Source organism: Sphingomonas sp. jy18 (genome assembly GCF_056931895.1).
Genome location: NZ_JBXPBT010000001.1, coordinates 61628 through 72780, shown reverse-complemented (window position 1 = coordinate 72780; position 11153 = coordinate 61628). Strand labels below are relative to the sequence as shown.

The 11153-nt window shown below is 69.7% G+C and carries 9 protein-coding genes and 1 riboswitch; all 9 genes read left to right on the top strand.

The annotated features are described in order from the left end of the window. Positions 1-3 precede the first annotated feature (3 nt). The 9 genes from murB (at position 4) to gcvT (ending at position 11151) form a co-directional block, all read left to right on the top strand. On the top strand, positions 4-888 hold the full coding sequence (gene murB, locus AC0QC4_RS00355; protein WP_483658628.1) for a UDP-N-acetylmuramate dehydrogenase: 885 nt from the start codon (positions 4-6) through the stop codon (positions 886-888). 151 nt (positions 889-1039) lie between these two features. Continuing rightward, positions 1040-1963, top strand: a complete 924-nt coding sequence (locus AC0QC4_RS00350) for a D-alanine--D-alanine ligase (RefSeq protein WP_483657559.1) — start codon at positions 1040-1042, stop codon at positions 1961-1963. Continuing rightward, the gene (locus tag AC0QC4_RS00345) at positions 1960-2895 is read left to right on the top strand and encodes a cell division protein FtsQ/DivIB (RefSeq protein WP_483657558.1); all 936 of its coding nucleotides are present in this window, start codon (positions 1960-1962) and stop codon (positions 2893-2895) included. The genes AC0QC4_RS00350 and AC0QC4_RS00345 overlap by 4 nt, the downstream gene beginning before the upstream one ends. Further along, positions 2895-4145: a cell division protein FtsA gene (gene ftsA, locus AC0QC4_RS00340; RefSeq protein ID WP_483657557.1), complete on the top strand. Its 1251-nt coding sequence runs from the start codon at positions 2895-2897 to the stop codon at positions 4143-4145. Before AC0QC4_RS00345 ends, ftsA begins: the two co-directional genes overlap by 1 nt. 139 nt (positions 4146-4284) lie before the next feature. Continuing rightward, positions 4285-5823, top strand: coding sequence for a cell division protein FtsZ (gene ftsZ, locus AC0QC4_RS00335; RefSeq protein WP_483657556.1), 1539 nt, complete (start codon positions 4285-4287; stop codon positions 5821-5823). A 169-nt stretch (positions 5824-5992) separates the two neighbouring features. Continuing rightward, on the top strand, positions 5993-7819 hold the full coding sequence (locus AC0QC4_RS00330) for a tetratricopeptide repeat protein (RefSeq protein WP_483657555.1): 1827 nt from the start codon (positions 5993-5995) through the stop codon (positions 7817-7819). Then, the gene (locus AC0QC4_RS00325; RefSeq protein ID WP_483657554.1) at positions 7816-8997 is read left to right on the top strand and encodes a deoxyguanosinetriphosphate triphosphohydrolase; all 1182 of its coding nucleotides are present in this window, start codon (positions 7816-7818) and stop codon (positions 8995-8997) included. The genes AC0QC4_RS00330 and AC0QC4_RS00325 overlap by 4 nt, the downstream gene beginning before the upstream one ends. 27 nt (positions 8998-9024) lie before the next feature. Next, complete coding sequence (locus tag AC0QC4_RS00320; protein WP_483657553.1) at positions 9025-9660, top strand: Rossmann-fold NAD(P)-binding domain-containing protein; 636 nt, start codon at positions 9025-9027, stop codon at positions 9658-9660. A 51-nt stretch (positions 9661-9711) separates the two neighbouring features. Then, positions 9712-9825, top strand: a riboswitch (glycine riboswitch). A gap of 171 nt (positions 9826-9996) precedes the next feature. Then, on the top strand, positions 9997-11151 hold the full coding sequence (gene gcvT, locus AC0QC4_RS00315) for a glycine cleavage system aminomethyltransferase GcvT (RefSeq protein ID WP_483657552.1): 1155 nt from the start codon (positions 9997-9999) through the stop codon (positions 11149-11151). Positions 11152-11153 lie beyond the last annotated feature (2 nt).

Sequence of the window (11153 nt, the reverse complement as noted above, 5' to 3'; positions counted from 1 at the left end):
GCAATGCTTCCTTCGGTTCGCGGCAAGCTCACGCCTAACGCGCCGCTTGCCCCGCTGGTCTGGTTCAAGTCCGGCGGTGCGGCCGAATGGCTGTTCGAGCCGAAGGATGCCGACGATCTCGCCGCTTTCCTGCGCGACCTCGATCCTGCCGTGCCGGCGATGGCGCTCGGCCTCGGCTCCAACCTCATCGTTCGCGATGGCGGCGTGCCAGGCGTGGTGGTGCGGCTGGGCAAGGCGTTTGCGAAGGTCGAAGCTCTTGATGGTACGACGCTTCGCTGTGGGGGCGGCGCATCGGGCATTCTCGTGTCCTCCACCGCTCGGGATGCCGGCATTGGCGGCCTCGAGTTTCTTCGCTCGATTCCTGGCACCGTTGGCGGTTTTGTTCGCATGAACGGCGGTGCCTACGGCCGCGAGACATGCGACATCCTCACCGAGTGCGAGGTGGTTCTGCGCAGCGGCCAACGCAAGTTCTTGTCGGTTGCTGATCTTCACTACACCTATCGCCACAGTTCACTTCCCGATGGTGCTATTGTCATCGGTGCGACGTTTCGCGGACATCGTGATGACCCCGCCGCGATTCAGGCCGAGATGGACCGTATCGCCGCCTCGCGCGAGGCCAGCCAGCCGCTGCGCAGCAAGACCGGCGGCTCGACTTTCAAGAACCCGGACGGTCACAAGGCGTGGCAGCTCGTCGACGAAGCCGGCTGTCGCGGGCTGATGCTGGGCGGGGCGCAGGTCAGCGAGAAGCATACGAACTTCCTGATCAATACCGGTGAAGCCACCAGCGCCGATATCGAGGCATTGGGCGAAGAGGTGCGGCGCAGGGTGAAGGACAAGAGCGGGGTGGAATTGCAGTGGGAGATTCAGCGGGTGGGGCTGGCGAAGTGAGCGTTGCTGAACAGGTCCTCCCTGGAACGGGGAGGGGGACCAGCGAAGCTGGTGGAGGGGCAGGCGCAAGCCTCTACCCCGCTGCTGCGGACCGCGCTGGCCCCTCCACCATCCTGCGGATGGTCCCCCTCCCCCTGCGGGGGAGGACCGCATGACCCGCGGCCCATGGCATGTCGCCGTCCTGATGGGCGGCTGGTCCGCCGAGCGGGAGGTGTCGCTGATGAGCGGCGAAGGCGTGGCGCGTGCGCTGGAGTCGCGCGGGCATCGCGTCACCCGCATCGATATGGGCCGCGATGTCGCGCTGCGGCTGGCCGAGGCCAGGCCCGATGTCGTATTCAATGCGCTGCATGGCGTGCCAGGGGAGGATGGCACGGTGCAGGGCATGCTCGATCTGATGGGGCTGAAATACACCCACTCGGGCCTCGTCACTTCCGTCATCGCCATCGACAAGGAGCTGACCAAGCAGCGGCTGGTGCCGCACGGCATCCCGATGCCCGCGGGCACCATCGTCGCCAGCGAGAGCCTGTTTGCCGGCGATCCGCTGCCGCGCCCCTATGTGCTGAAGCCGGTCAACGAAGGATCGTCGGTCGGCGTCGCCATCGTCCGCGACGACAGCAATTACGGCAGCCCGATCGCGCGCGACGCGGTGGGGCCGTGGCAGGAATTTGCCGAACTGCTCGCCGAACCCTTCATCAAGGGGCGCGAGCTGACCGTGGCGGTGCTGGCAGACGAGGCGCTGACGGTCACCGAGCTTGAGGTCAAATCGGGCTTCTACGATTATGACGCGAAATATACCGAGGGCATGACCGTCCATATCTGCCCGGCGCAGGTGCCCGACGCCATTGCCGCGCGGATGAAGCAGATCGCGCTCGACGCGCACCGCCTGCTGGGATGCAAGGGCGCGTCGCGCTCCGACTTCCGCTGGGACGATGCCGAGGGCGAGGCAGGCATCTTCCTGCTCGAGGTCAACACCCAGCCGGGCATGACGCCCTTGAGCCTGGTGCCCGAGCAGGCGAAAGCATGCGGCATCGACTATGCCGAGCTGGTCGAGAGGATCGTCGAGGAGGCGCTATGAGCAGGGGCAGCAAATCCACCAGCACCAAGGTCAAACGCTCGGGCAGCACGCGCGGGCGGGCGCCGCAGCGTGCGCGGGCACGCAAGCCGCTGGCGCGCCGCCTGCTCGATGCGCAGCCGCTGCCGCCGGCAGTGGTGCGCCGGCTTGCCGTCGGCGTGTTCGCACTGCTGCTGGTGAGCGGCGGACTGGCCGCCGCCTGGGCGACCGGTGTGCTGGCCTATGCGCGGGCGGAAACGGTCGCGGCCATCGGCCGGGCGGGGTTTGTGGTCGAGCGGATCGAGGTCAATGGCGTCAATCGCGCCGATTACCTGGAAATCTATGAAAAGGCGCTGGAGCAGAAGGATCGCTCGATGGCGGCGTTCAGCCTCGCCGAGGTCCGCGCCGAACTCAAGGACTATGGCTGGATCGCCGATGCCCGCGTCAGCCGCCGCCTGCCCGATACGCTGGTGATCGACCTCGTCGAGCGCGAGCCGGTGGCGGTGTGGCAGGAGCGCGGACAATATACGCTGATCGACCGCGCCGGCGTGCGGCTGCCCGGGGTGGATGCCGCATCGGTGCCGGGCCTGCCGGTGCTGGTCGGCGTCGACCCCAAGGTGCAGATGCCGGCCCTGCTCGAACTGCTCGATGCCGCTCCGGCGCTCAAGGACCAGATTGCCGGCGCGCAATGGGTCGGCGACCGGCGCTGGACGCTGCGCTTCCGCACCGGCGAGGATCTGTTGCTTCCCGAAGACGAGAGCGCCGCGCACGCAGCCTTTGCCGAATTCGCCCGGGTCGAAGGCGTCAACCGGCTGCTCGGGCGCGGGCTGGTGCGCATGGACATGCGCTTCGACGATCAGTTGATCATGCGGCCCGGCGCGGACGGTGCGATCAGCGATGCCGAACTGCGCTCGATCAGCACCTCGGTGCGCGCCGACGGCGGGGAAGGCGGCTGATGGCCGGACCCAGGGTCGAACGGCTGCTGACCGGCATCGACGTCGGTTCTTCGAAGATCGCGGTGGTCATCGCCGGCCAGACCGCAGACGGCACCATCCACGCGCTGGGCACCGGCGTACGCGAAAGCCTGGGCGTCAAGCGCGGTTATGTCGTCGATATCGCGGCGGTCGACCGCAGCGTGCGCGAGGCGCTGGAAATGGCCGAGCGCGTCGCCGGGCTGGAAGTGCAACAGGCATGGATCGGCTTCGGCGGCGGATCGATCAGCAGCAGCATCCAGCACCATAGCGAACAGTTCAGCCGCGGCCAGATCGAGCCCGACGATGTCGACGAGCTGCTCGAACGCGCGCGCGACCGGTTGCTGCGCGACGAACGCGCGGTGCTGCACGCGCAGCCGGCGCTCTACACGCTCGACGGCGGGGAGGGCGTGCGCAATCCGGTGGGGCTGCACGCCGACCGTTTCGGCGTGGCGGTGCATCTGGTCGAAGCGGACCGTGGCCCGGTGTCCAACCTCGTCACCGCCGTGCGTGCCGCGCATGTCGATGTCCGCGAGGTGGTGGCGACGATGGTCGCCTCCGGCCGGGCGATGCTGACCGACGAACAGCGGGATCTGGGCACCGCGCTGGTCGACATCGGTGCGTCGCTGACCCATGTCGGCCTGTTTGCCGGCGGCATGCTGATCGGGCTGGGCACCATCGCTGCCGGTGGCGGCGACATCACCGACGATATCGCCGCCAGCTTCGGCGCGCGGCGCAGCCAGGCCGAGCGGCTGAAATGCAAATATGGATCGGCCATATCCAGCCCGCGCGACCATCAGGACCAGTTGCCGGTCGATCCGTCCGCCGAGGATGACGGCGCGGCGGGTCTGCGTATCAACCGCGCACAGCTCAACGCGGTGATCCGCGCGCGGCTCGACCATTTCGTCCCGCAGATCGGCGCGATGCTGAAGGCGATGGGCGATGGCGGGCCGGCCAACCGCCAGGTGGTGCTGACCGGTGGCGGCTCGGAACTCAAGAATATGGCCGATTATGTGCAGGGCGCGCTGGGCGGCCATGCCCGCACGGCGATGCCGATGGGGATCGTCGGGCTGCCGACGGCCCATGCCGGGCCGGTGTTTTCCACGGCGATCGGCCTGGTGCTGCACGCTGCCGACCCGCCCGCCGATCTGCGCCCGCGTGGCGGCAGCACGCCGGTGGCGGATGGCGCCAACTGGTTGTCGCGGCTGATCGGCCTGTGGAAGCGCGGCAAATGAAAGAAAAACGCAACATGGTAAACGATTGGGGATTCACCCGCCGCGCAATATGTGCAAAGATTCAACCACTGGTGGTTTCGTTCAGCCCTTCACCACTTGATGGTGTCGCAACGACTGGCCGGACTGGGGAGTAAAACATATGAGCATCAATATCGGTCTGCCGCAGCTCGATGGTCTGAAACCGAAGATCGCGGTCATCGGTGTGGGCGGGGCCGGCGGCAATGCCATTGCCAACATGATCGCCGCCGATGTTCAGGGCGTGGACTTCCTCGTTGCCAATACCGATGCGCAGGCGCTCAACGCCAGCAAGGCCGAGCGGCGCATCCAGCTGGGGACGCAGATCACGCAGGGGCTGGGGGCGGGCTCGCGTCCCGAAGTCGGCCGGGCCGCCGCCGAGGAATCGATCGTCGACCTCGAGCAAGCGCTCGAAGGTATGCACATGGTGTTCCTCGCCGCCGGCATGGGCGGCGGCACCGGCACCGGCGCCGCGCCGGTGATCGCCAAGGCTGCGCGGGACAAGGGCATCCTGACCGTCGGCGTGGTGACCAAGCCGTTCAGCTTCGAAGGCGCCCGCCGCATGCGCGCGGCGGAGGCCGGGATCGAGGAGCTGGAGCAGCATGTCGACACGCTGATCGTCATCCCCAACCAGAATCTGTTCATGATCGCCGAGGCCAAGACGACTTTCATCGAGGCGTTCCGCATGGCCGACGAGGTGCTGCAGCAGGGCGTGCGCGGGATTACCGACCTGATGGTGATGCCGGGCCTGGTCAATCTCGACTTCGCCGACGTCAAATCTGTGATGCGCGATGCCGGCAAGGCGATGATGGGCACCGGCGAGGCCGAGGGCGAGGGCCGCGCGCTGCTCGCCGCCCAACAGGCCATCGCCAACCCGCTGCTCGACGGGGTCAGCATGGCGGGCGCCAAGGGCGTCATCGTCTCGATCTCCGGCGGCGAGGACATGGGCCTGTTCGAACTGCAGGAAGCCGGTGACCATATCCGCGATCTGGTCGATCCGGATGCCAACATCATCTGGGGGTCGGCCTTCAATCCATCGCTGAACGGCCGCATCCGCGTGTCGGTGGTCGCCACCGGCCTCGAGATGGGCGCAGGCGCGCCGCAGGTGCAGCGGCCTTCGCTGTTCTCCACCCCGCGTCCGGCGTCGCCTTCGCTGGCTCCGGCCGCTCCGGCACCCGCGCCGGCCTTCGCGCCCGCACCGTCGCTGGCCCCCGCTGCGCCCTCGATCGGCCTGTCGGTGCCGCCGCCCTCGGCGCATGCCGAGCCTGCGCCCGGTTTCGGCAGCTTCTCGGCCGAGCCGCCCGTCGTCGAGCCGGAGCCGCTCGAACTGACCGAGCCGACTGCGGAAGATACGCCGCCGGAAGCGGACGAAGCCGACGAGCTGGTGCTGGAAGCGCCGGCCCCCGAGCCTGCCGCACCCGCCGCCCCTGCCGCCGTGTTCGACGATCTGGCTCCGCCGCCGCCCTCGCAGCCGTCTCTGCCGCCGATTACCGCGCCCGAGGCCGAAGAGTCGCGCGTCCCCGCCGGTGCGACGCTGTTCGAGCGGATGAAGCATTTGTCGCGCATCGAAGGCGGCAAGGACAAGGCCGGAGACGACGAGGGCGAGGATGACAGTGCCTTTCCGTCGATCCCGCGCTTTCTGGGCCGACAGTCCAACCAGTGAAGCCCGTGCTGCGTCGCGGCCGAGACCGGTCGCGACGAACGGGGGGCGGGATGCGCCCGATGGGGCTGACCAAGCCGGTCGCACGTGCTAGTCGGGCGGAATGATCCTGACCATGACGTCGCGCCGCGGGCGCCCACGGCGCCGCCTGCCTTTCACCGCCTTCACCACAATGGCGACGATCGCCCTGGTCGCTTCTGCCATGCCCTCTGCCGCGCGGGCACAGGTCACGGCACCGGCGACCCCGCTCGACGCCGAGGCGGCAGCGCGATCGTCGGCGCAGCAGCAACTGACCGGCGCGCTTTCGCGCATCGCCGCCGATGGCAGCGACGGCATGGCCCTGTCCGAGGCCGGGCGTGCGGCGCTGGCGCTGGGAGATGCGCGCGCGGCGCTCGGTTTCCTGATCCGCGCCGAGGCGCTCATGCCGCGCGATCCGGTGATCAAGGCGGCGCTGGGCGCGGCGATGGTCCAGCTCGAGGACCCGGAGCAGGCGCTGCGCTATTTCGATGCGGCAGTGGCCGCTGGCGGCCTGGATCGTACCTATCTGGGCGATCGCGGGCTTGCCTTCGATCTGCTCGGCAACCAGGCGCGTGCGCAGGCCGACTATGCGGTGGCGCAGCAGTCCGCGCCGTCGGCGGAGCTGACCCGGCGCTGGGCGATCTCGCTCGGCATTTCGGGCCGCGCCGACGAAGCGGTGCAGTTGCTCGCGCCGCTGCTGCGCGCGCAGGACCGCGCCGCCTGGCGCTCACGGGCGATGATCCTGGCGATGAACGGCCGGGCCGATGAGGCACGGCAGATCGCCCGCCAGACGCTGCCCGCCGAACTCGCCGAGGCGCTCGACAGCTATTTTCCGCTGCTCGACCGGCTGACTCCGGCGCAGCTCGCCGCCGCCTCGCACTTCGGGCGCTTTCCGGGTTATGAAACGGTGCGCAACCAGCCGTCACGCAGCGAGGCGGTGCGGCTCGCGGCAGCGCAGACGGCCGCGCCGGCCGCGCCGGCCGCAGCGCGGCCCGAACGGACGCGGGGCCGCGACCGTGGTTCGCGCAGCCGCACGCGCAGCTCCGCAGCAACCCCGGCGCCGGCGCCTGCGCCCGCGCCCGCCCCGGTGCGCGTCGCCAGCGCCGATATCGGCACGCCGCCTCCGCCCCCGCCGCCGGTGCCGGCCCGGCCAACGGCGGCGCCTCCTGCCGTGGTCGCCACCGCGCCGACCCCGACTGCGACCCCGACCCCTGCACCGGCCACAGTCGCCGTCCAGACAGCCACATCAGCTCCGCCACCCGCAATGGTTGCACCGCCCGCGCGGCTGCCGGCACCGGCCCAGAGCGCCGCGGCAAGTGTCGGCGCGGTGGCCGGTCCGCCGGATACCGGCGACGTCCGCCCCGGTTTCACGGCCGCCCCGGTAGCGGTCGTTGCATCGCCCGCCCCGGCGCCCGTTGCCAGCGCGCCGGCGCCGTCGCAGACCACGGTGGTCAGCGGATGGTCGCTGGCGGACATGGTCCAGACCATCGAAGTGCCCGAAGCCGAGCGCGCCGCAGCCGCCGAGGCGCTGTCGCTTGCAGAGATCGAGCGCATCGCCGCCGAACAGCGCGCCACCCGCGAAGCCGCGGCGGAAGCGGCGCGGGTGCGGGCCGCCGATCAGGCGCGCCTGCGTACCGAGGCCGAGGCACGCCGCCGGGCCGAAGCCCAGGCCGAAGCGCGCGCCGAACAGCAGCGGCTGCGCGCCAATCCGGCGCGGATCTGGGTGCAGGTCGCGACCGGCTCCCCGGTCAGCGCGCTGGCCGGCGATTACCGGCGGATGGCGCGCCGCTTCCCGCAGCAGTTCGAAGGGCAATCGGGCGCAACCGCGACATGGAACCGGACCAACCGGCTGCTGGTCGGCCCGTTCCGCAACGCCGCGGCCGCGCGCGACTGGCTGCGCACACTGACGGCTGCGGGCGGGCAGGGCTTTGTCTGGAACAGCGAGGCAGGCGAGGAAGTGGCGCCATTGCCCCGGCGATGAGCGCCGGGCCGCTGGCGCATCTGGCGTGCCGCCCCGAGCGGTCGCGCGGCCGGGCGCATGCCGAGCCGGGCGATGGCACGCGCGGTCCGCGCGATTGCTTCCAGCGTGACCGGGACCGGATCATCCACTCGGTCGCGTTCCGCCGGCTGCGCCACAAGACGCAGGTGTTCATCGCGCCCGATGGCGATCATTATCGCGTCCGCCTGACCCACAGCCTGGAGGTCGCGCAGATCGGCCGGACCATTGCGCGTGCGCTGGGCCTCAACGAGGATCTGACCGAGGCGCTGTGCCTTGCCCATGACATGGGCCATCCGCCGTTCGGCCATGCCGGTGAGGATGCGCTCGAAGCCTGCCTCGCGCCCTATGGGGGGTTCGACCACAATGCCCACACGCTGCGTACGCTGGCACTGCTGGAAACGCCCTACCCGCATTTCGACGGGCTGAACCTGACCTGGGAGACGATGGAGGGGCTGGCCAAGCACAACGGCCCGGTCACCGAGCCGACCTGGGCGATGCGCGCGCTCGACGCGGGCTTTGCGCTGGACCTCGCAAGCCATGCCTCGCTCGAGGCGCAGGTGGCGGCGATTGCCGACGACATCGCCTATGACAATCACGACATCGACGATGGCCTGCGCGCCGGCCTGCTGAGCGTGGCGCAATTGCGCGAACAGCCGTGGGTCGCGGCCAACCTTGCGCGGGTCGAGGCGGCGCTGCCCGATGTTGCCGAGGACCGCCGCCTGCGCGAGCTGGTGCGCAGCCAGATCGGCGTGATGGTCAATGACGTGATCGCCGCGACGCTGGCCGCCACCCGAGCGGCCGGGGTCGGAAATGTCGACGATGTCCGCGCCGCGGGCCGCCCGCTTGCCGGCTTGTCCGACGCGCTGGCGGCGGCGGAGCGCGATCTCAAGCGCTTCATGTACCGCACCCTCTATCATCACCCCAGCCAGATCGAGGCCGCGGATGCCGCGCGCGAGGTCGTGACCGGGCTGTTCGTCGCCTATCAGGGCCAGCCCGAGGCGATGGGCGGTAGCTGGATTGAGCGCTTGCCACAGGACGAGACCGGACGCGCCCGTCACATCGCCGATTATATCGCCGGCATGACCGACCGCTTTGCGCTGGATTGCTACGCCGAGCTGTTCGGTGCGGATGCGGTGCCGGAGGTGCTGCGGCGTGGTTGACGTTGCAAACTGGAAAGGGAATGGCACATGACCATCGCCATCGTTGGCGGCTCCGGCCTCGTCGGCGGCCTGTTGCTCGACCGGCTGGCCGCGCAGGGCAGGGCCGATGTCCATGCCTTCCTCCGCCGTGCCGTCCCGGAGCGGGCGGGGCTGACGCAGCATGTCATGCCCTCCGACAAATGGCCCGACGCCATTGCCGCGCTCGGCGCGGCGCTGTTCATTTCGACGCTCGGCACCACCATCCGCCAGGCCGGATCGCAGGCGGCGTTCGTCGCGGTCGACAAGAGTTTGCTGTTGGCCTGCGCCGGGGCCTCCGGCGCGCGCCATGCGATATCGGTGAGCTCGGTCGGTGCCGGGGGCGGCAACTTCTATCTTGAGGTCAAAGGCGAAGCCGAGGCTGGCCTCGCCTCGCTCGGCTTTGAGCGGCTCGACATCTTGCGTCCCGGGCTGCTGCTGGGAGACAGGAGCGGCCCGGCGCGTCCGGCCGAACGGCTGGGCATGCTGCTCGCGCCGATCACCAACCTGCTGACTCCGTCCTCGCTCGACCGCTACCGTGCGATAGAGGCGCGCACCGTCGCCGCCGCCATCGCGGTGCTGGCGGACAGCGGCACGGCAGGGCATTTCATCCACCACAATCGGGAAATGCACGCGCTCGCCGATTGACTCTGGCGAGGGGCTTGGCCAAGGCGGACGCGTCTCCCGGCGGCAACGGCGGGCGGCGATGCGGGAGAGTCCTGCGGATGCCGACCATCGCTGGTCGGCGGTTCGCAGGCACCGAAGGAGCAACCGCCCCGGAATCTCTCAGGTCGACCGGACCGCATCGCTGGTGAGGCACTCTGGAAAGCGCCCCGGACATGGTCCGTGGCCACCGAAGGGGTAAGTCCCGGACCTGGGTCCGGGATCAAAGCTCTCAGGTTTCCGTGACAGAGGGGGCAGTGCGTCGGGACCGGTTCGCCGGGCCTCGCGACTGTCATGACCCTTGTGCCGGAGCCTCCTGCGATGAGCGACCAGTCCTTTATCGATCAGGCCGACGAGTATGTCGAACCGGAGGTGGCAACGCTGCCGCTCGATGCGTGGCACCGCGCGCGTGGCGCACGCATGGTCGAATTCGCCGGCTACCACATGCCCATCCAGTATGAGGGCATCATGGCCGAGCATCTTTGGACGCGCGAGCATGCCGGGCTGTTCGATGTCAGCCACATGGGCCAGCTTATGCTGACCGGCGAAGGCGTCGCCGCCGCGCTCGAGGCGCTGGTGCCCGGCGACATCTCCGCGCTGAAGCCCGGCCGCATCCGCTATTCGCTGCTGCTGGCCGAGGATGGCGGCATTCTCGACGATCTGATGATCACCAATGTCGAGGCGGAGGGCGAGCAGCGGCTGTATCTGGTGGTCAACGGCGCGACCAAGTGGGACGATCTGGCCTTCCTGCGCGAGCATCTGCCTGACGACATCGTCATCAACCATCTCGACGACCGCGCGCTGCTGGCGCTGCAGGGGCCTGAGGCGGCTAGTGCGCTCGACGCCGTGCTGCCGGGCGTCGCCGCCGAACTGGTGTTCATGGCTGGCACGTCGCGCGAGTGGCATGGGGTGGCGGTGGGCATCAGCCGCTCCGGCTACACTGGCGAGGACGGGTTCGAGCTGTCGGTCCCCGAAAGCCATGTCGTCGCCCTTGCCGATGCGCTGTGTGCGTTGCCGGAAGTCAAGCCGATCGGCCTTGGCGCGCGCGATTCGCTGCGGCTCGAAGCCGGATTGCCGCTTTACGGGCATGATCTCGACGACAGCGTCGATCCGGTCGAGGGCGATCTCGCCTTCGCCATTTCCAAGCGTCGCCGCGAGGAGGGGGGCTTCCACGGGGCCGCGCGCATCCTGGGCGCGCTGGCCAGAGGGGCGGAGCGCAAGCGGGTCGGCTTCACGGTCGACGGCCGCCAGCCGGTGCGCGAAGGCGCGGCCATTTACGCGGGCGAAGCGCACGTCGGCGTCATCACCTCCGGCGGCTTTGCGCCCAGCGTCGGCGCGCCGATTGCGATGGGCTTCCTGTCGACGGCCGTTGCGCCCGGCACGGCCCTCACCGCCGAAGTGCGCGGCAAGCGCATCGCCATCGCCGTCGCCCCCATGCCCTTCGTTCCCCACCGCTACGTCCGCAAAGGAGCCTGAGC